We start from the raw sequence: 19,854 nt of genomic DNA, 5'->3' as shown, positions 1-19,854 counted from the left end.
ATCGCGGCGGGCACCGCCCTCCGCCACCCGCGAAGGGCCCGCACGAATACCCGTGCGGGCCCTCCTCGTTCCCAGATCAGCCGCGGTGCTGGGAACCGTCACCGGTGCTCCCGCTGATGGGAGCGTGGTCTCGACGGAGCAGATACAAGGCTGCCCACCCGAGCAGGCCGAGGGTTGTGAAGATGTCAGCCACGTTGAAGATGGCGAACCAGTCGACAGCGATGAAGTCGACGACCTCTCCGCTGAGCGGTCCGGTTTCAGCGCGTGTGGTGCGGTCCCACAGGTTGCCGATCGCGCCGCCGGCGGCGGCAGCCAGCAGCGCAGTAGCGCCCATGCTCTGCCTCCGCAGCACTCGGATGACGATCCACGTGAGCAGCGCGGCGACAAGGACCATAACGCCGACGACAAGCGGCGCTCCTACATCGCCGCCGAGACCGAATGCGACCCCAGGGTTGAACACGAGGCGCAGGGATACGCCCAGTCCAAGGTCGATATCACGGCCTCCGTCGAGGTAGGACAGGGCCCACGCTTTGGTGAGTTGGTCGACCGTGAAGGCGGCAACTACGGCAGCAGCGGCAGCGAGGAGGCGTGTGAATCTGCTCACGACAGGACTTCGATGAGGCGAACGATCACGCCGGACTCGATCAGGATGTACAGGCCCAGCCCGATGAACACGGCCGGCACGAGCCAGTGCTCGATCTTCTCGAGGGCTTCTGTGACGGCTTTGCTGGTACCTACGAAGCGGGCGACAAGGCACCACACGGCGACCAGGACCAAGAACACGATGATGGTGACGATGGTGTCCGGAACCGGGTTGGTGCGGAACACAGGGGTGTACAGCGAGATGTTGTCGGCGCCGTTTGCGATGGTGATGCCGGCAACTCCGAGCAGGCCCCCGGCGCTGATGGAGCTTTCGTCGTCGTCGTCATCGTCGCCGCGACGTCGGAGCGTACGAATCAGCCCGTACACACCGATCGCAAGTGGGACCAGGCCCAGCAGCCCGACCCATTCGTCCGGGACGATGGTCAGGCCCGCGGCGGCGAGGCTGCTGATTGCGACCAGGGCGATGAAGCCGAGGTACTGCCCGGCCACGACCTTCCATCCCGGGAGGGCTCCGCGTGCGGACGCGAGAAACAGAACGGTGAGGACGACGATGTCGTCAATGTTCGTCGCCGCGAACAGGCCGATGGCAGCCACGATGGTTCCGATCATCGGGCGTCGCTCCCGTACGTCTTGCACAGATCGACCTTGAAACCCGTCGCGGCGAGGAGGCGCTCGGCCGCTTCGAGAACATCGATCACCTCAGGAGTGGAGACAGAGTAAAAGTTCTGCCGGCCCTCACTGCGGGCAACGACAAGCCCGCATTCGCGGAGGCATCCAACGTGCTCCGACACGGTCGATTGCGCCAAGCCGAGCTCATCGGTCAGGTCCCTCACCCGAGCTTCACCGGCTGACAGCCGACGCAGTATCGACAGGCGACTGTGATCGGCAAGAGAGTGGAACAGGGAGACGGCAGCTGCAAGATCTTGTGTCATCGTCACCCGCCGATCATATCGGTTTTCACCGATGAACACCGGGCGTGCAAAACCGATCGGTTTCGCACCACCCCCGAGGTCGTCGGCAAGATCCCGTGGATTGGCGGGTAGATGTGATGCGAAACCCCGGTGCGAATGGTGTCCGGATGGGGATCGCTATCCGGTACGGCAGGGGCCGGCGGCCCAGCGACACGGATTCCGCGAAATCCCGCGGGGGACACTCGTACCGCATAGGCGTCCGGTTGCCCATACCGTTAAGGGTAACCTATGCGGTACGCTCCGCTTATGAGGGTGGGATACGCGCGAGTCTCGACAATCGAGCAGGACGCCGAGCGGCAAGTGGCTCGGCTGCTCGAGCTCGGCGTGCCAGAGGACCGCATCTACAGCGATGTCGGTTTTAGCGGCGCGAAAATGACCCGGACCGGGCTGGACAACGCCCTGGCCGCGGTGCGCGAGGGCGACACCTTCGTCGTTCCCGCACTCGACCGTCTCGCGCGGAACACCGAAGGAGCGCTCGAGGTGATCCGCCGACTGACGGATGCCGGGGTGATCTTCCAGAACGGCACCACGCCATACGATCCGAAGGACCCGATGGCGAAGCTGTTCTTCACCATCCTCGCCGCCGTCGCCGAGGCGGAAGGCGGGTGGATCAGCTTGCGCACGCGCGAGGCTATGGCGCGACCAAAGGTCCGCGCGAAGCTGAAAGGCCGGCGCCCGAAACTGACCGAACGCCAGGACGAGAACATCGCCAAGCACATGGCCGCGGGCGATCTCGCGGTCGCGGAGATCGCGCAGATGTTCAACACGTCACGCACGGGCGTCTACCGAGCCCAGGCGCGCCATCAGGCGCGCAGCGCTCAGAGGGTGGGGGAGTGATGGAAACGCTCAGGATCGTCGGCCTCGTCGTCGGCGGGATCATTCTCCTGGGTGCTCTGGCGACCATGGGCGTGTGGGTGCCGAAGGTGCTCTATCGCAGCCCGGAACCGGGCAAGCTCGACGGCCTCACGGTGAAGTTCACCGATGCCCGGGTGTCCAAGGACCGCGTCATCGACCGCACGTGGGCGGTGTCGGTGTACATGCAGAACGAGGGCAGCCGCCCGCGGGAGATCCCGCGCATGGCCTACGACACCGCGTTCTGGTCGAACAGGCGGACGGGCATGACCCGGGCCCGCACCGAGTACAAGGGGCACCTCGAGCACGATTTTCAGTACGAGGTTGTCCAGGGCAACGGCGTCGTCGCCAATCGCGTGCTCAATCCCGGCGACACCCCTGCCGTGTTCACCGCCTACGTCACAATGCCGGGGGACCAGTACCCCGAAGCGCTGGATATCGCGTCATTCGACGGGTCCCAGGCCGTCAAGCATCTGCGCGGGCGCCTACAGGTGAGCGCGGACGCATGATCTCTTCCCCAAGGGGCCAGGCCCCGCGCCTTTCCGGAGGGCTGTCGATAGCCTCGATCACACGGCTGATCGAGGGGGGCAGAGATGGCACCACGTCGTCGCGCGCAGCGGCCACACGAAGGGCAAGGCGTCTTCGACCTGTGGGGGCTGTCCGAGCAACAGGCCGACCAAAGCATCGAGCAGGCGCGGAACGCGCCGCCCGCGCCCGTCGAGCAGCAGCTCGTCGACGGGCAACTGGACTTCAACTTCGACGAGGACACGGAGGTTCGCGATGAACCGGTACGGGATGCTCGCACGCGAGCACTGGACGAAGTACGCACCCAGCAGAGTGGCGCAGCTGGAGAACCCGGACGAGTTCTTCGAGAGCCTGGGGGAGCAGGTAGCGGATCGGGTGACGACCCTCTCTCGGATTCTCGAGGGGCAGCATCGCCCGTCCCCGGACTACCTGGACCAGGTGGCGCTGCTGAACGCCTACCGGAAGCAGGCGGAGGAGCGGGCGCTGAGCGATCTGGTGTGGTTGACGCCGGATCAGGTGGAGTACGACGAGACGGAAGCGGCATCCCAGGAACTGGGGGAGCTTCCCGATCGGGCGGAGCTCGAGCGGCAGATTCGGTACCTGCAGGAGGATCAGAGCGACCCGGACTCGGCGCTGCTGACGGCGGTGTACGAGGAACGTCTGGCGCAGATGCAGCAGACGTTGGCGCGGATCGTGGAACTGGAAGCGAAGGTTCCCGAGGGGTACTGAGCTTCCGTCCTGCCGCGCAGGACGATCTGGCACCCTCGGGTGTCAAGGCGCGCTTCCAGGCGAACATCGCCGCCATCGAGACCCTTCGTCGGCTCGATGCAGAGCAGCGGCCGGCTACCGCCGATGAACAGGCCGCGCTCGCGCGCTGGTCGAGTTGGGGCGCCATCCCGGAGGTGTTCGACGAACGCCGCGACGACTGGGCGCGTGAACGGGAGCAGCTGCAGAGCCTCTTGACGGACGCGGAGCTCACCGCCGCGCGCCGCACGACCATCAACGCGCACTACACCGACCCCGCTTACGTCGACGCCATGTGGGCGGCGATGCAGCGCCTCGGCTTCGAGGGCGGGCGCGTGCTCGAGCCGGGTAGCGGCGCGGGGACATTCATGGGCATGGCGCCGGTGGGCGCCGAGATGACCGGTATCGAGCTTGACCCGCTCACCGCCTCCATCTCGCGCGGGCTCTATCCGGCCGCAGATGTGCGCACCGAGTCGTTCGCGGACACCCGCTTTCCGCGGGCATCGTTCGACGCCGCGATCGGCAACGTCCCGTTCGCCGACGTCGCGCTGCACGACTCCACGCACAACCGTGGCGGGCACTCGATGCACAACCACTTCATCATCAAGTCCCTCGCCCTTACGCGCCCGGGCGGGCTCGTCGCCGTGCTGACAAGCCGGTTCACGCTCGACGCGCAGAACCCCGCCGCCCGCCGCGAGATGAGCGACATGGCCGACCTGGTGGGCGCGGTGCGCCTGCCCACTGGGGCACACCGTCGCGCCGCCGGCACCGAAGCCGTCACGGATCTCCTCATCCTTCGTCGACGCGAACCCGGCGCCGAGCCCGCGGACGCGACCTGGGAGAGCGTCACCCCGCGGCTCATCGACGGGGAGAAGATCTACGTCAACTCCTACTTCGACAACCGACCAGACCACATCCTCGGCGCGCTCGAGGTGGGAACCGGCATCCACGGCTCGACCACGCTGCAGGTCCGCGGAGATCTCGCAACCGCGGCCGCGCAGCTGGACGCCGCCCTCACCGACATCACGACCAGCGGCATCGAACGCGGGCTCACCATGGCGGCGCCGAGCGCCGACGTTCTCGCCGAGCGGGAAACGCGTGTCACAGCCGATCCTGCGCTGTGGGACGGAACCATCGTCGACCAAGGCGGGGGAGAGTTCGCCACCGTCGCAGACGGCGCGCTGACGCAGCTGAAGGTGCCCCGCACCCACGCGCGAGAACTCTCAGCACTGCTCGGGCTTCGTGACCAGGCTCGCGCCCTGGTCACACGGGAGGCGCGCGAGTCGGAGGACACCGACGAGATGGTGGCGCAGCGTCAGGCGCTGCTCGCCGACTACCGCGCCTACGTCGACTCCTACGGCCCGATCAACCGGTTCAACGAACGTTCCACCGGCCGCGTCGGCGCGGAGACCGGAGAAGAGATCCTCGCGCGGGTCATGCCGAAGGCGGTCAGTCTCATGAGAGATGACCCGTTCGCGGCGCTCACGCTGGCGCTGGAGCGCTTCGACGAACAGACCCGCACCGCCGTGCCCGCCACGCTTCTCACGGAACGTGTGGTGGCGCCGCGTTACATCGCGCAGGGCGCCGAGAACGCTCAAGATGCACTCGCCCTGAGCCTGGATCGCACCGGCAGCGCAGACCTCGCCGTGATCGCCGACCTGCTCGGCGTCGACGAAGCCGACGCCCGCGAACAGCTCGGCACACTCGTCTACGACGACCCCGCGACCGGTGGCATCGTGCCGGCCCCCGAGTACCTTTCGGGGAACGTCCGCACGAAGCTGGAAGAAGCCGTCGCCGCCGCCGAAACCAACCTGGCTCTCGAGGTGAACGTCACCGCGCTTCGCGAGGTGATGCCCGAACCCATCGGCATGGAAGAAATCGAGCCCCGTCTCGGCGCCGTGTGGATCGACGCTCCTACGCACCAAGCCTTCCTGCGCGACATCCTGCAGGACAACAGCGTCACCGTGGAGAACCCTCTTCCCGGCAAGTGGGACGTGCGCGGGCAGCGGTGGGGCATTCGCGCCACCAACGAGTGGGGCACCGATCGGCGCCCCGCTACCGACATCGCCGCAGCACTCATGGAGCAGCGCAACCTGATCGTGCACGACACGATCAAGGGCGCCGAGGGACGGGAACGCCAGATCCCGAACGCCGTGGAAACGGAAGCCGCGCAGGAGAAAGGCCAGGCGCTACAGGCACGGTTTGCGGAATGGGTATGGGAAGAACCCGAGCGTGCGGCCCGCCTGCACGACGAGTACAACCGCCGCTTCAACAGCCTCGTTCTCCGCGACTACTCCGCCGCCGGCGACCACCTCACGCTGCCAGGGCTCGCGAGCAGCTTCACGCCACGCCCGCACCAGCGCGGCGCGGTCGCGCGCATGATCGCCGAACCCGCGGTGGGGCTGTTCCACCAGGTCGGCGCGGGCAAGACCGCCGAGATGGTGATGGGCACGATGGAGCTCAAGCGCATGGGCATGGTGAACAAGCCCGTCGTCGTGCTCCCGAACCACATGCTCGAGCAGTTCTCCCGTGAGTGGCTGCAGATGTACCCCCAGGCGAAGATCCTTGCGGCGTCGACCGCCGATCTCACCGGGGACAAACGACGTCGTTTCGTCGCACGCGCCGCGGCGAACGACTGGGACGCCGTGTTGATGACGCAGAGCGCGTTCAAGACGATTCCCCTCTCGCCTCAGTTCGAAGCGGACTACATCCAGGCGCAGACCGACCAGCTTCGCGCCGCCCTCGCTGACGCGCAGGGCGAGGACGCCAAGTCGATCAAGCAGATCGAGAAAGCCATCCTCCGAGCAGAGCAGGCGTACCGAGCAAAGGCCGATATCCCACGCGACCCCGGTCTGGAGTTCGAGAGCACGGGAATCGATTACGTCGTCGTCGACGAGATGCACATGTACAAGAACCTTACGGTCGTGTCGAACATCCAAGACGCGGGCAAGGTCGGATCGAAGCAGGCCACCGACCTGCACATGAAGCTGGAGTATCTGCGCAGCCAACACGGCGATCGCGTCGTCACCGCCGCGACCGCAACGCCGCTGGCCAACTCGGTCACCGAGGCCTACGTGATGCAGCGCTACCTCCGACCGGACCTGCTCGAAGAGGCGGGCATCACCTCGTTCGACGGGTGGGCGGCAACGTTCGGCGAACAGGTCACCGAGTTGGAGATGGGGCCCGCAGGGGACTTCCGCGTGAAGACCCGATTCGCGAAATTCCAGAACGTCCCCGAGATGCTGCGCATGTGGCACGTGTTCGCCGACGTGAAGACCGCGGAAGACCTCAACCTCCCCACCCCCGCGATCGCGGCACGTGACAGCGACGGTGAGCGCGCTCACGCGACCGTCGTCATCCCGCCGTCTCCCGCCATGCAGGAGTACATCGTAGAGATCGCCGACCGCGCGGAGCGGGTGCGCGCCAAGCAGGTGTCGCCCACCGAAGACAACATGCTCAAAATCTCCGGCGACGGCCGCGCCGCCGCCCTCGATATGCGCCTGGTGCGTCCCGGCGTCGAGCCCGATGGGCTCGGCAAGCTGGACTACGTTGCTGACCGCGTTGCCGAGCACTGGCGACGCGAACGTGATCTCATCTTCACCGACAGCACCACCCGTGAACCCTCGCCCATCACGGGCGGCTTGCAGCTGGTGTTCTGTGACCAGAGCACCCCCGCCGCAGGCCGCTGGAATGCCTACGACGAACTACGCACCAAGCTCACCGAACGCGGCCTCCCGGCCGACTCGATCCGCTTCATTCACGAAGCGAAGAACGACGCCGAGAAAGGCCGGCTATTCGCCGCCGCCCGCAGCGGACACGTCGCCGTGCTGATCGGATCGACCGGGAAGATGGGCGTCGGAACGAACGTCCAGGACCGCATCACGGCCATGCACCACGTCGACTGCCCGTGGCGTCCCAGCGACCTCGAGCAGCGCGACGGCCGCGGCATCCGCCAGGGCAACCAGAACGACGAGGTGGCGATCTACCGGTACGTCGTCGAGCGCAGCTTCGACGCCTACTCGTACCAAACGGTCGAGCGGAAAGCGAAGTTCATCAACCAAATCATGCGGGGCCGGCTGGACTCGCGCGAGATCGAGGACATCGGCGAGTCCGCGATGAGCGCGTCGGAGGCGAAGGCCCTGGCATCCGGTAACCCGCTCATCCTGGAGAAGGCGCAAGCCGACCAGGCGCTGCAAAAACTCCGCCGTCAGGAGACCGCGCACCACCGCGCCCAATCGTCCCTGAGCACACGCCGCAGCAGCGCCGTGAAGGAGATCGACAGCGGCCAGCAGATCGTTGCCCAGTTGCGTGAAGCCGCCGCCCGCTCCACCGATGTCAGCGGCGACAAGTTCCGCATCGAGCTCGGCGAACGGACCTACACCAGCCGATCAGAAGCAGTGGAAGCTCTCGGCGCTTGGGCCCACCGATACGGCCTCCAGTACGGCACTGCCATCCCCGTTCCCGAACGCATCGGCTCCATCGGCGGGCACGTCATCACCGCGCACACCGAGCGCCAGTACTACGCCACCACGGGCGGAAAGAACATGCTCAGGCTCACCCTCGAAGACGCCCCCGGCATCGGCGTCACCGTCGATCCGGCAGAAGCGCTCCGCAACAACATCGGCACGATGGTGCAACTCGGAAACCGTGTCGACAGCATCCCCACCGTCATCGCAGAACACGAACGGCGGATTGCAAACGCCCACGCTGTCATCGCACAAGCCGACTCCCGCCTGGGTGCCCCGTTCGCTCACGCCGACGAACTCGCCGCCGCGCACCAGCGCGTGCAAAGCATCGCCGAACAACTCAACGCACAGGCCACGCCGGAACAGCCGGCGCCGTCCGAGTCGACGAGCGCAGAGCCGAAGTCGCCGTTCGCCGCGGCATTCCCGCGCACACTCGCGCGGGACCTCTCACGAGGCGGATCAGCGGCGTCCGATCGACGGTCCACATCGGCTCCGGTCATCGAGCGCGAAGATCTCGAGCGCTAGTCGTTTGTGAGCATCCGTTCCTCTCCCAGCTCCCCGATACTTGCCGCTCTTTGCGCAGCTAGCCCCCGTCAAGGGTGCGGCGCCTGCCGCATCACGTAGTGACGCGAAGCGCCCTTGACGGGGGCTAGCTGGGTGATACCTTCCGGCATCGGGGTGGTGGGTCCGTGGACGTGACCAGGGTCCCGCTGTCCACCTGTGGGCGGGTGGAGCCCGAAGGTAGCTCAGGCCGTCCACAGGTGGTCAGGGGGATACGCAACTCATTCCGTTGTGGACTCTTCCGAAGTGGTGCTCTGGCGACGAGACTGCCGCCGCGGACGGGGGGTCTTCGCTGCCTCGGCGAAGCCGATCTTGCTCAGCTCACCGCTCGTCCAACCCGCGCTCACGGCCGCGGCGTAGGAGCGGCTGTAATCGCTCTCGGCGGCGGCGACACGCTCGCGAGCGTCGGCGAGTTCGACGTTCGTTCGAACGAGGTCGTCGATCATCGCGAGGCGCGATTCCTGCAAGTCGCGTGCGCGACGCAGCACCTCATCGGGGTTCATCACGTTAGCCATGTCGTGTCCTTCTGTCGGGGGGAATGTGAGACAGCGCGCAGCGCGCGCTCAACATCGAGTGTGTCAGCCACGGACGCGCACAACAACCCGTGAGTTCTTCTTGCTTCGATGACTGGAAGTAGTACTGGAATGCAAACGGGGGAGAGCAAGCTATACATTTAGGTCCCCTAAATGGCCCCTTTTCTTCCGCTGCGCGGCCGGATGCGGCACACTGGAAGTGTGGTCCCGTGTTCTTACGGGTCGTTGCACTGGGCGAGAGGACGAGCGGATGACGGACAACGCGCGTACCGCTCAGAGCCGGCGCCGCCGCGCGAACGTCAAGGGTGGGCGCGTCGCGGAACACCGCGTGAAGGTGTCTGCCGAGGAAGAGCTCGCGCTGGTGAAGCGTTCCAAAGAAGCGGGTGTCACGGTCGCGCGTTTGCTGGTGGAGGCTGCTCTTTCGGACGGTGACGGCAAGACCGCCGTCCAGCGCCGGGACGAGCTCACTGAGTTGTTCCACATCCGACGCCTGCTGGCGTCGGTGTCCAACAACGTCAACCAGATCGCGCGTGCCGTGAACGCCGGCCACGGCGTCGACGGCGAACTGAAGCACACACTCGCTGCCGTTGATCGCGTTTGCGGATCACTCGATTCATACATGAACGACAGTGTGGTCGCGCGATGATGCCGAACATCACACGCGGTGACCGTATGGCGGGGCTGATGATGTACCTCGCCGGCCCCGGACGCGCCAACGACCACAGCGACCAGCACGTCGTGGCCGGACACGACGTCGTGATGCAGGCCGCCCGCGGAGCGTCCCTGCAGAGCTCTGACACGGTGCTCGATCTTGCGCTCGTCCTCGACCAACCTCGACGCCTCTACGGCACTGAAGTGACCGCTCCCGTATACGAGTGGGACGACGCTAACCAGCGCAAGATCAAGGTCGGCGAGAAGGACGCGCACGTCTGGCACTGCTCGCTCAGCCTGAACCCCACCGAGGGACCGCTCAGCGACGCCCAGTGGAACGCCATCGCGACAGACTTCGTGAACGAGATGGGCTTCACCGACCCCGACGGCGGTAAGTCCTGCCGCTGGGTAGCTGTGCGCCACGGGCTGTCGAAGAACGGCAACGACCACATCCACATTGCGGTCAGCCTCGTCGCCGAGGACGGCAGCAAAGCGCGCATCCACAACGACCACCACCGCGCGCAGGCGGCGGCCAACAAGCTTGAGCACAAGTACGGACTCCAGGTGCTGGAATCCCGCGAAGCGGAACGCGAGACGGTGCGCGGCAACAAGCCCGGCGACCTCCAGCGCGCAGCACGCGAGGGTGACGACGTGACCCAGCGCGACGAGCTCCGACGTCGCCTCCGCGGCGCGGCCACGGCCTCCAGAAGCGAAGCCGAATTCGTGGCACAGGCGCGCGACGCGCGCGTGCTCGTACGCCCCCGTTTCGCGAAAGGCGACACGTCGCGCGTCGTCGGATACTCCGCCGCTCTCGTTCCGACCGTGAAGGACGGCGAGCGTCCCCAGCCCGTGTGGTTCGCCGCGTCCAAGCTGGACACCAACCTCGGGCTCGGCTCACTCCGGGAACGCTGGGGAAGCGACGCGGACGCCGAGGCGCAGGCAGCGGCCGCCTGGGCGCAGCGGCACCAGAACCTGCGGGCTGGAGCCTCGGATGTTCCCGCAGGGGTGCGCGCGAAGCGTCTGCCTCTGCACGTCGTGCAGCAGCTAAACGAATCTGCCCAGCAGATCGTGGTGCCCGACCGCACGGCCCGCTTTACGCGGGTCGCAGCCGTCGACGCATCGGGAGCGCTCGCCCGCGCCTCGCTGTACTTCGAGACCACCAGTCACGGCCCCATCGCCAAAGCATCGGACGTGCTGGCACGGGCCTCCCAAGCCAGCCGGTACGACCCCAACCAGCCCGAGCGACAGCGGATCGAGCGCAAGCAGCTCGGCGCCGACGCCGCCTACGTCTCACGACTCGCGGCGCGCGCGGTCGGTCGCGACAGCGCTGCAGGGTGGCTCGCCGTCGCACGCCAGATTTCCCGTGTCGGCAACGCCGTCGCCGCAGCCGAGCGCGCCCGCGGCCGACTCGCAGCCGCCCAGGAGACCACTGCCGCCGTCACCGCCGCGGTCGCCGTGATCGAACGCGCGGAAGCCCAGCGCCCAGGCGGCACGGCGGGCACGTCCTCGGCGACTCAGCCTGGACGCCCAGGGGCTGCTCCGAGCATGCGACCTACAGTGCCGCCCACCACCCCCGACAGCGACCGCGATCGCGGCCGCGGATAACAGCACGAGAAAGGACACGAGCATGGACGAGGAAGACGTCATCGGCAACGAGTTCGACCGGGTGCTCCGCGCCGCAGCAATGGGGGCAGGACAGGCAGCCGAAGGACTACGCCGCCGCGCCCAAGCGCGCGACGAGGCCGCACGCGCCGACGTGATGCAGAAGCAGCGCGACCAGGCCAGCCTCACGGCAACCATCTACGAACGCGTCCAACGGGACGAATTCTGGCGCAACGCCAACGGTGAGCGCGTCGCCAACGCCGCAACATACGGCGCCACGCTCTACAACCACGACCCCAAGGCGCGAGAGATCTACGAAATCGTGCGCGAACGCACGAACAACCAGTTCGGGCTGAACGTCGACGAGCTCCGCGCCGCGCACCCTGAAAACGAGGAAGCACGACGTAACGCTCTGCTCAACGCCGTCGACGACCGCCTGGCAGCCCTCCGTGCAGACGCGCAGGCCGCAGACGACCGCTCAGAGGCCGCACGCGAGCGCGACGACGAAGAACAGGCCAACGATGAGCAACGCCAGTCAGACGCCGATCTGGCGCGCGAGCGCGCGGAGGCCGCGGACGAACGCGCCGAGGAACGCGAGGACGCGGCCGCGTTCCACCGTGGCGAAGCGCGCGGCCACCAGGCCGAGGCACGCGGTCTCGACAACGACTCGGGGCGCGAGAAGGGTCTCAGCGCCCAGCAGCTCGAGGTGAAAGAGGCAGTCGACCGCAGCTTCCCCGAGCCGGCCGGCGAGTCCGTCGCCCGCGGTCTACGCCGCGGGTCGCCCCGCGCACGTACCGCGCGCGGAGGATCGGCGAGCCGTGAACAGGTGCAAGAGATCTCCCGCTGAGGCGGGAAGAATGCTTCCATTGGATCGTGTGATCGTCACACACGACGAAACCCCGTCCAGGGTGCTGAGCGTCGCTACGCGATGAGCTTCGCTCTCCCTGGACGGGGGTTTCTTACGTGCGCAAAACCGGCAACCATCCGACCGCAGCGGGGCGGTGCGGGAAGGGCTAGAAAGGCAGCGCGCTCAAAGGCTGCGAGCTGTCGAGCACAAGAATGCCGGTCCTCACTCTGCGGTTGCGATTCGCTCGTCTTCCACCGGCGATTGGCGATACTTCCTATATGTCTGCCATGCGCCGAGTGTCAGTGCTTCTTGGGGCCGGGGCGTCGCGCGACGCCGGTCTCCCTCTCACGTCTGAACTAGCCGCGGGTGTGCTGCAGCGTCTGACAAGTGAGACGCCCTCAACCGGGCGACGACCTGATTGGCTCGTTGCGCTGAACTTTGTCTACGGCGCCATGGTCAGCTATCGATCGCGCGACGGGGGGAACGCCTTGGATGCTGTGAACATCGAGACGTTGATCTCGGCTCTACGTCTACTTGGGCGGCGAGAAGACCATGAGGCCGCGCCCTTCGTAGAGAGCTGGAGGGACCCCGTTCTACGAGCGGGTCAGCTGCAAGTAGATGAGAACAGTGCACGCCGCCTGACGGATGCTTTATCGGCGGTGACAGCGCCGAGCGATGACCGCTTCCGCGCGCGAAGGGGGAGCCGGCCGAACGACGGCCTCAATCTCGCCTACGCAGTCGCCGCAATCGCGGATCTCGCGCGCACGCCGACAAGGCTCAGTTCATACAGGGACGCGAACACATGGGTCACCCGCACACTCGGGAAACTCCTCCTACCGTCGAAGCCGGTGACCTACCTGCACCCGCTTGCAGATCTGGCGAAGCGACAGGCCGGAGGCCTGGACGTCATCACCCTCAACTACGACCTGACAATCGAAACCGCTATGGCCGAGAAGTCGCTTGCGGTAAATCGTGGGATCGAGAATTGGCCTTCTCGGCGGGTTTTCTATTCACCCGATGCGCCTGTGCGGCTACATAAAGTGCATGGTTCGCTCGACTGGGCAATGGAGATAGACCCTCATCGCCAGGTACCCGTCATGAAGGACTTACATGGCGAGATTGCCCAGCAGCCATGGGTCGTCGTAGGCGACCGAGAAAAACTGGCCACCGAAGGGCCGACACTCGAGCTGATGCAACACGCCGCTGACGCTCTGGAGCGTTCGGACCATCTCGTCATCGCTGGCTACGGCTTCGGAGACGACCACATCAACCACATGATTCGCAACTGGCTCGAACGAGACTCGACGCGCTCTGTGGGTCTCATTGAGCCGCAGTGGTCCTACCCAGACGACCGATCGTTCCGGGGGCGCCTTGGCCGTCTCTACGGTGAGCAATGGGACCACGCAGATCAATCTCGTCGAGCCACTCGAGTTCAAGGGTTCCCCGGCACCGCTGCAGAGATGCTGGGCGTCGCTCTTGCGCGTCCCGAGGTCGACACGTCGCTAGCAGTCGACATCGAGGTGATGGACCAGAAACCTTCTGGGTGGGATCTTGATGTAACTGTGCGTCTGACCGGCACCCCGCTCTGGCGCGTGGGCTTCTCTGCAGATCAGGCCCGATGCGAAATCCATGCCGAAGCCGGTCGTGTCGAGACCATCTATGGGGCGACCCAGTATCTCGACCGCTGGGAGGCCGGAGAGCAGATTCGCATCACCATACGAACAGGTTCGTTGCCCCGAACTGGATGGCAGCTGCATGTTGAAGGGCACGATCTTGTCTCGACCATTCGCCGATCACTGATGCTGGCAGACTTGGAGATAACCCGAGAGCCCTGAAGTGAGGTTTGTCTGAGTGACCTCTAGAACATGCCGGCGGGGGGAGAGACGGACGGCCAGGCGTCCGGGACCGTGCGCTCGTTGCCGAGCTTGTCGAGGCGCCAGAACGGTCCGTTCTCGGACGTGAGTTCGCGCATCGTGGGGTCGAGGTAGTCGCGGAAGAAGACGGCCATGCCTGTCGGCCCTTCGAGGCGGAGGTACTCGAACGATCGCCAGAGCGCTTCGAGCCGCATGGCGACTTCCTGGTACTCCCACCACCGTGGGTCCCAGCGGTGCTTCGCGGGGTTGCGTCGGTAGGTCGGCAACAGGAACTGCTCGACGAACTCGGCGACGTTCGCGTAGGTCGTCTCGACGACTTCGATGTCGTCGTCGTCTGGTTCGATGGCGTCCATCAGGCCACGTCCTTGCTCGAGGAGGCGACGGCGCGAGCTTCGTAGTACTCGCGGCTGTCGTTGACGGCCTGGGCGTAGGGCCGCTTGGAAAAGTGGTTCAGCTTAATCAGCGTCGCCGGGGCCCCGGATGCCAGGAGTACCGCGCGGCCGCGCGGCATCGCCGTGAGATCGGCGGTGTCGAGAATGCGCTCTCGCTGCAGGCTCGTCGTCACGCTCCGTCCCTTCGACTGCGACGACGAGGACCGCTTCACGACGTCGTGGTCACCGATAAGGCTGGCAAGGAACGGCAGGAGCTTGTCTTCGGCGAGGCCGGCGCCCGCGACACGGATGTTGGCCGCGGACCAGAGCTTGCTCATCCCGGTCTCCCCGAACGCTTCAACTCCCTGCGCCCAGGACTGGAAGAACGCCGACATGATGATGCCGCGTGAGCCGTAGTGCGAGTAGACATCGGGGAGCTCGCGCCAACGGCACACGTTCGCGGCTTCGTCGAGCACGGCCATCAGCGGGGTCGGTAGCCGGCCCCCGGCTTGCGTGGAGCCGTACCGCTCCGCGGCCATGAGAATCGCCATGGTGAGGGCGCCGGTGATCGCTCGAGCGGAGCCGCCACCCTCCTTGGAGATCAGGTAGATGGTGTCCGTGGAGCGTACGAACGCATCGGGATCAAAGTGCGGCCGCGATCGCGTCTCGTCGGTGATCCAGGGCAGCACTTTGGTGTTGCCCAGCACGCTGATCCAGGGGCGCAGCGTGCCGTACACGCCGTCGCGCTGCTTCTCCGTGAGGTTCTGCGTCTGCCGAAGCGCACGGCCCTGCTCTGTCTGACCGTTCTCGGAGAGAATTTGTGCGGGGTCGTCAGGGGCTCCCGGACGAGAGTCCGGGTCGTTGGCCCAGGCGAACACGTTGCGCACCGACAGGCCCCCGAGGGCCGCGGCGAGCATGAGGCGGGATAGCGTCTCGCGTCCCGCCGACTCGAAGTAGGCGTCTTGCTTTGACCCGGCCGCGGTGGCGGACGTGATGAACACGTCCGCCATTTTTTCCGCGGTCTCCATGTCGTGCACGAACGACAGCGGGTCCCACCACCAGGTGGGTTCCTCCCCGATGATGTGCTGCACGTCGTGCACCCAGACGACACCGTTCTCCGAGCGGGGGCCGCGGGAGAGATCCACGATGTCGCGCTTGTTGGAGGTGGCCAGGACCGGGCCCCGGGTCTCGAGAATCTGCGGGACACAGACGCACGACGTTTTACCGGCGCGGGGTCCCATGATCCACAGCTGCACCCACTCCCACGACGCATAGAGACGCTTGCCGCTGGGAATGTGGCTGGCCAAGGTGACGCCGGGGCCGGCTTTCTCGGCGCCGAGTCGGGCGCTATCGGCGCGTGCCGCCGGTTCGAGAAGGTCGGCGACGTCGCGCGTCTGCCCCATCGAGGATGCCTTGTGGTCCACGCGGGAGCGCTGGTTCCACTGCTTCCAGATCGCCCAGCCGAGGATGCTGGCGAGGCCGACCACGACCACGGCCATCACGATCGTCGTGCCGATCTGAAGGGCCGTGGGAGGAAGCGTCCCGCGAAGCATGGCGGTCAGCACTGTGCCGATGCCGCGGTCGGGCAAGTTCTGAATCGCGGGGTTCAGCTGCGCGCCGACCCAGACCACGGCGAGGCCGACGAGTCCGAGCATGAGGACGCCGCCGAGGATGATCCAGCCGAGGTCGTTGCCGGCGGGCTGAGCGCGGCGGTTTGCCTGCCTGCTCATGCGTCCACCGCGTCGTACTCGTCGACGGGATCGAGGCCCATAGCCGCGGTGCCCTCGGCGCGCGCCTGTGCCTGTTGCCAGGCGCGGTTGGTGTTGTTCACCTCGAGCTCGGTCGGGGTCAGCACCACGGTGAAGGGGATACCGGGCTTCTTGCCGAGCTTCAGCAGGAAGTTGCCGCGCCCGGGAGGGGCCGCGGAGCGGCCGGTTTCGGGGTTCACCGCGCTTTCTGCGGACCAGTCCGAGATCATCGTGGTCTCCGTCTGAGACATGGCGAAGACCTTCTTCAGATTGCCCATCTCGGCGTCTGCGAGGCCGCCGAGGAAGACCATGCCGGATCGTTCGACGAAGCCGGATGCGATCTTGCTGAGGTGCTCGGAGCTCAGCTCGAGGTCGTTCATCGTGTGGGTGATCATCACCTGTCCGATGCCGCGCTGACGGTTCAGGCGCGTGAGCGAGTCGAGGAAGTAGACCATGACGTCGGAGGCGCGCAGCATCCGCCACAACTCGTCCATGACGAGGAAGTAGTGGCGCTGCTCTTTCAGGCCCGCCTCCGCCAGGTGCTTGTCAGCCGACACCACCGCGGAGCCGTAGTTCCAGCACACGGTCTGAACGGCCGCGTGCATCTGGTGATCGGCCTCGTCAATGGTCGACACGTCGAAGACCATCGGCCGTCCAACCTCGATGTGCTCGGTTGTCTCACGCGCGAACATGTCGCCGAAGGGACCGTTCGGACCGAGGGCGGTGAGCCCGTCGACGAGGCTCTGCACGCGCTCGTGATACCGGTTCACGTCGTCGCGGTCGATGGCGAGGGCGGCGAGGCGGGGTTCGCGGTTGCGCACCAGGTTGGTGACGTCGCCGATGACCGGAGTGCGCTCGGATCGCTCGTCAAGGATGCGCAGCGCTTCCGAGAGAATCGAGCGTTCGAAGGACTCCAGGGGCCGGTTGTTCACCAGGGCCACCAGGCCGATGACCTGCGTCAGCCGGCGCCCGCGCATCTCTTCGAGCGCTTGTCGGCGGTGCTCCTCGTCGGGAATCTGCTCGAGCTGGCCCATGAGTGGGCCGAGGTCGAGCACGTTGAGCGCGCCGACACCGCGGCCGAGGCGGATGACCTGCCCGTCCATTGCGGCCATGAGGTCGGCGTAGTCGGGTTTGGTGTCCGAGAGGACCATGGGGACGATGCCCCACCCCTCGAGGATCGCGAGGATGTGACGAACGAGGCTGGACTTACCCAGGCCCGGGCGTCCGATGACGAAGGCGCTGGGGTTGCCGATCAGGTTCGCCAGGAACCAGCTGATCGGGTCCGCGCACACGACGGAGCCGGTGGTCAAGTGCCGCCCCAGCGGGGCGCCGACCACGGGGCTTCCGGAACCGGCGATGAAGGGCCAGAGGCCGCACACTTGCACCGTCGTGCCCTGGTACTCCACGGGTGTTTCGATGTAGTTGACGCGGCCGGTGCCGCGTCCGGCCCATCCGCGGCGTCCGGGACGGATCGCCGCGTCTGCGCGGCCTGCCGCTGCGCTGTTGAAGAACTCCTGCAGCCGGTCCAGGGCGCCCGAGGATTTCGGCTGTGCCGTGGACAGGCGCTTGGCATCCCGCCGCGTCTGGCGGGCCTTCTTCGGAGACAGCGTGAGGGAAAGATCGTCGTCCGAGTAGGGACGCCGGTTGTCGCGGCGGGCCATCACAGCCACGCCCGCATCTTGTCGTCGAGCAGCGAGTGTTCGGCGAGAACGACCCCCAACGGGAGCCCCGCCTGGAAGGCGACCGCTTGATTGCCGAGCGCGGGGCGGATGCGCAGACGCGCCGCGTTGGCCATCGACGGAATGATCTTGTCCAGGCGCGGGAAGTCATCCGACGTCGCCGTGGTCGCCGTGATGATCATGCCGAAACGCACCAGGCCGGCGCCCTGTGCCTCTTCCTGTGCGGCCTTCTTCGCGTAGGCGAGACGCTGCTCCTGGCGGGCGCTGATGCGCTGCTTCTGCGAGCCCGCGAACGCGGCGTTGTTGATGTCGCTCTCCACCAGCGACGCGCTCTCGGACGACGGGATCGGCCGGTAGAGGATCGTCACGCGCTTACGGAGGACGTTCGGGGTCGGTTCCATGATGCGTCGCAGAGCGGTCGAGTAGAACTGCCCGCGCGGGCCCTCGAACATCTCCCACGTCTTCGACACGGCCCGATCGTGGAAGTACCGGTCCAGCTGGTCGTTGTGGAAGACCGGACCCGCATCGGGCCAGGACAGGCCCGTCCCGCCCTCCGCGCGCGCTTCCTCGATGAGGGATGCCACGGTGGGGTCGTAGCTGGTGCGGGTGAAGTCGATGATGTCCTGCGCGGTACACGCGCGCACAGACGTTCCTGCGCCCGTCGAGTACAGATTGCCGATCAGGCTCGGCAGCCGGTTGGCGATCTCTTCGACCATGACCGAGATGCCGCGGTCGCTGGCGTCCTTGTCGAGTCCCTTCCCGGAGAAGGTCACCGCGATGCGCGTGGTCACGGAGGGTGAGCCCGAGTTGTAGTGCTCGGGCAATTCGTCGATGACGGCGGCGGAGAATGCCGAGGCGTTGTCGCTGAGGTTCCCGCGCGTCATCCGCTCGAGGCGCAGGCCTGAGTCAGGCGCCGTTTCGACTGTGACGCTGGCGCCGACGATGCCGCCGTCCACGCCCAGCTGTGCCATCCATGCACCCCAGTGCCCGACCTGAGAATCGATGACTTTCTGATCGACCAGCTGGTCACCGTCCGGGAACGCCTCGAGCACCACGGTGTAGTGCTTCGTTGCGCGCACGCGGATCAGGCCGAAAGGGTTGCCGTATGCGTCGGTGTGCTCGGAGAGCTCGCTCGCAGCGAGCAGGCCCGGGACGCGCATCTTGCCGTCCGGGACGCGACCCGCAGGGCCGGCGAGGTAGAGGTTGTTGCCCTTCTTCACTTTGCGGCGGTGCGCGAACATGAGCACGCCCCTTTCGTAGATGTTTCGGCCGTCAGCGCGTCCGCGCCACAGCATGAGGCCCGCAGCGGTCGCGCCGACAGCGACGACGAGCAGCGCACCCAGAATGTTTCCGGTCACCAGGAGCAGCACCATGAGGATCACGACGGGGATTAGCGCGAGCGAGACCCCCATCGGCAGGCCCAAGATGCCCAGGCGCCCGGGCTTGACGATGTTTCCGTAGGTCACGCTGGCGTTCTCAGACATCACTTCTCCTCCGCGGCGTCGTCAACGGTGCGGTTGATGGTGCGGGCCCCGCCCGCGGTCAGATCGGCAACACGTCCCGTGTTGTCTCGGCGGCGCGTGGTGGGTGCCGCGGACTGTGCGCCGCCCGCCGCGGCGCCGCGCGTCGGCGCGGCAGAAGTTTGCGCACCGCCGCCCGCGCCCCCTGAGCTCGAAGGCGCAGCAGAGGCGCCGCGGCCGTTCTGCGTGCTCGGAGAGCCGCCGCCGCTGCTCGAGGGCGCAGCGGTCTCGCCGCCGCCCGTGCGCGGTGCCGTGGCGACAGCTGCGCCGCCCCCACCCCCGCCGCTGTTATTGGCGGCGGTGCTGG

General features: G+C 66.6%; 16 protein-coding genes and 1 pseudogene. 8 read left to right on the top strand and 9 right to left on the bottom strand.

Features of this window, described 5'->3' with window-relative positions; all coding sequences use genetic code 11:
• Positions 1 to 76: 76 nt before the first annotated feature.
• Genes DBR36_RS07380 through DBR36_RS07370 form a run of 3 tightly spaced genes read right to left on the bottom strand, consistent with a single transcriptional unit; the run spans position 77 to position 1,535 of the window.
• Positions 77 to 604, bottom strand: a complete 528-nt coding sequence (locus DBR36_RS07380; protein WP_058233650.1) for a signal peptidase II — start codon at positions 602 to 604, stop codon at positions 77 to 79.
• Positions 601 to 1,212, bottom strand: a complete 612-nt coding sequence (locus DBR36_RS07375; protein ID WP_058233649.1) for a cadmium resistance transporter — start codon at positions 1,210 to 1,212, stop codon at positions 601 to 603. Before DBR36_RS07375 ends, DBR36_RS07380 begins: the two co-directional genes overlap by 4 nt.
• Positions 1,209 to 1,535, bottom strand: coding sequence for a helix-turn-helix transcriptional regulator (locus DBR36_RS07370; RefSeq protein WP_058233674.1), 327 nt, complete (start codon positions 1,533 to 1,535; stop codon positions 1,209 to 1,211). The genes DBR36_RS07375 and DBR36_RS07370 overlap by 4 nt, the downstream gene beginning before the upstream one ends.
• A gap of 285 nt (positions 1,536 to 1,820) precedes the next feature.
• On the opposite strand from DBR36_RS07370, the gene DBR36_RS07365 reads away from it, so the two are divergent.
• The 4 genes from DBR36_RS07365 (at position 1,821) to DBR36_RS07350 (ending at position 8,686) form a co-directional block, all read left to right on the top strand.
• Complete coding sequence (locus tag DBR36_RS07365; RefSeq protein ID WP_076677903.1) at positions 1,821 to 2,411, top strand: recombinase family protein; 591 nt, start codon at positions 1,821 to 1,823, stop codon at positions 2,409 to 2,411.
• Positions 2,408 to 2,935 (top strand): hypothetical protein, encoded by a 528-nt coding sequence (locus DBR36_RS07360; RefSeq protein ID WP_146185273.1) that lies wholly within the window; start codon positions 2,408 to 2,410, stop codon positions 2,933 to 2,935. Before DBR36_RS07365 ends, DBR36_RS07360 begins: the two co-directional genes overlap by 4 nt.
• 286 nt (positions 2,936 to 3,221) lie before the next feature.
• Positions 3,222 to 3,680 (top strand): hypothetical protein, encoded by a 459-nt coding sequence (locus tag DBR36_RS07355; protein WP_146185272.1) that lies wholly within the window; start codon positions 3,222 to 3,224, stop codon positions 3,678 to 3,680.
• Positions 3,681 to 3,853: 173 nt separating this feature from the next.
• The gene (locus DBR36_RS07350) at positions 3,854 to 8,686 is read left to right on the top strand and encodes a helicase (protein WP_076677821.1); all 4,833 of its coding nucleotides are present in this window, start codon (positions 3,854 to 3,856) and stop codon (positions 8,684 to 8,686) included.
• Between the two features lie 257 nt (positions 8,687 to 8,943).
• On the opposite strand, the gene DBR36_RS07345 is transcribed toward DBR36_RS07350, so the two are convergent.
• On the bottom strand, positions 8,944 to 9,237 hold the full coding sequence (locus DBR36_RS07345; protein ID WP_143016386.1) for a hypothetical protein: 294 nt from the start codon (positions 9,235 to 9,237) through the stop codon (positions 8,944 to 8,946).
• Positions 9,238 to 9,505: 268 nt separating this feature from the next.
• Here DBR36_RS07345 and mobC point away from each other — a divergent pair, with 268 nt between their 5' ends.
• From mobC to DBR36_RS17650, 4 genes are all read left to right on the top strand, one after another.
• Positions 9,506 to 9,901, top strand: coding sequence for a plasmid mobilization relaxosome protein MobC (gene mobC / locus DBR36_RS07340; RefSeq protein WP_076677816.1), 396 nt, complete (start codon positions 9,506 to 9,508; stop codon positions 9,899 to 9,901).
• On the top strand, positions 9,898 to 11,511 hold the full coding sequence (locus DBR36_RS07335) for a relaxase/mobilization nuclease domain-containing protein (RefSeq protein ID WP_083709104.1): 1,614 nt from the start codon (positions 9,898 to 9,900) through the stop codon (positions 11,509 to 11,511). The genes mobC and DBR36_RS07335 overlap by 4 nt, the downstream gene beginning before the upstream one ends.
• A gap of 22 nt (positions 11,512 to 11,533) precedes the next feature.
• Positions 11,534 to 12,355, top strand: coding sequence for a hypothetical protein (locus DBR36_RS07330; RefSeq protein ID WP_076677812.1), 822 nt, complete (start codon positions 11,534 to 11,536; stop codon positions 12,353 to 12,355).
• 848 nt (positions 12,356 to 13,203) lie between these two features.
• Complete coding sequence (locus DBR36_RS17650; protein WP_076677810.1) at positions 13,204 to 14,190, top strand: SIR2 family protein; 987 nt, start codon at positions 13,204 to 13,206, stop codon at positions 14,188 to 14,190.
• Positions 14,191 to 14,213: 23 nt separating this feature from the next.
• On the opposite strand, the gene DBR36_RS07320 is transcribed toward DBR36_RS17650, so the two are convergent.
• From DBR36_RS07320 to DBR36_RS18060, 5 genes and pseudogenes are all read right to left on the bottom strand, one after another.
• A complete protein-coding gene (locus DBR36_RS07320; protein WP_076677808.1) occupies positions 14,214 to 14,582 on the bottom strand; it encodes a DUF4913 domain-containing protein in 369 nt (122 codons plus the stop codon).
• Positions 14,582 to 16,255: a type IV secretory system conjugative DNA transfer family protein gene (locus DBR36_RS07315; protein ID WP_258222611.1), complete on the bottom strand. Its 1,674-nt coding sequence runs from the start codon at positions 16,253 to 16,255 to the stop codon at positions 14,582 to 14,584. Before DBR36_RS07315 ends, DBR36_RS07320 begins: the two co-directional genes overlap by 1 nt.
• 71 nt (positions 16,256 to 16,326) lie before the next feature.
• The gene (locus tag DBR36_RS07310) at positions 16,327 to 18,009 is read right to left on the bottom strand and encodes a hypothetical protein (RefSeq protein ID WP_076677804.1); all 1,683 of its coding nucleotides are present in this window, start codon (positions 18,007 to 18,009) and stop codon (positions 16,327 to 16,329) included.
• Entirely contained in the window at positions 18,009 to 19,511 is a 1,503-nt protein-coding gene (locus DBR36_RS07305) for an SCO6880 family protein (RefSeq protein WP_076677802.1), read from the bottom strand. Before DBR36_RS07305 ends, DBR36_RS07310 begins: the two co-directional genes overlap by 1 nt.
• A pseudogene (locus DBR36_RS18060) lies at positions 19,511 to 19,854 on the bottom strand (hypothetical protein); the annotation flags it as partial. The pseudogene DBR36_RS18060 and the gene DBR36_RS07305, both read right to left, overlap by 1 nt.

The organism is Microbacterium sp. HMWF026, from assembly GCF_003061325.1.
In the GTDB taxonomy this organism is placed as follows: domain Bacteria; phylum Actinomycetota; class Actinomycetes; order Actinomycetales; family Microbacteriaceae; genus Microbacterium; species Microbacterium testaceum_E.
This window is presented reverse-complemented; position numbering and strand designations above follow the sequence as displayed.

Excerpts from the sequence above, each read along its gene's own strand:
- DBR36_RS07375 (WP_058233649.1), bottom strand. The coding sequence starts at position 1,212 with ATGATCGGAACCATCGTGGCTGCCATCGGCCTGTTCGCGGCGACGAAC.
- DBR36_RS07370 (WP_058233674.1), bottom strand. The coding sequence starts at position 1,535 with ATGACACAAGATCTTGCAGCTGCCGTCTCCCTGTTCCACTCTCTTGCC.
- DBR36_RS07365 (WP_076677903.1), top strand. The coding sequence starts at position 1,821 with ATGAGGGTGGGATACGCGCGAGTCTCGACAATCGAGCAGGACGCCGAG.
- DBR36_RS07355 (WP_146185272.1), top strand. The coding sequence starts at position 3,222 with ATGCTCGCACGCGAGCACTGGACGAAGTACGCACCCAGCAGAGTGGCG.
- DBR36_RS07345 (WP_143016386.1), bottom strand. The coding sequence starts at position 9,237 with ATGGCTAACGTGATGAACCCCGATGAGGTGCTGCGTCGCGCACGCGAC.
- mobC (WP_076677816.1), top strand. The coding sequence starts at position 9,506 with ATGACGGACAACGCGCGTACCGCTCAGAGCCGGCGCCGCCGCGCGAAC.
- DBR36_RS07335 (WP_083709104.1), top strand. The coding sequence starts at position 9,898 with ATGATGCCGAACATCACACGCGGTGACCGTATGGCGGGGCTGATGATG.
- DBR36_RS07330 (WP_076677812.1), top strand. The coding sequence starts at position 11,534 with ATGGACGAGGAAGACGTCATCGGCAACGAGTTCGACCGGGTGCTCCGC.
- DBR36_RS07320 (WP_076677808.1), bottom strand. The coding sequence starts at position 14,582 with ATGGACGCCATCGAACCAGACGACGACGACATCGAAGTCGTCGAGACG.
- DBR36_RS07315 (WP_258222611.1), bottom strand. The coding sequence starts at position 16,255 with ATGCTCGGACTCGTCGGCCTCGCCGTGGTCTGGGTCGGCGCGCAGCTG.
- DBR36_RS07310 (WP_076677804.1), bottom strand. The coding sequence starts at position 18,009 with ATGGCCCGCCGCGACAACCGGCGTCCCTACTCGGACGACGATCTTTCC.
- DBR36_RS07305 (WP_076677802.1), bottom strand. The coding sequence starts at position 19,511 with ATGTCTGAGAACGCCAGCGTGACCTACGGAAACATCGTCAAGCCCGGG.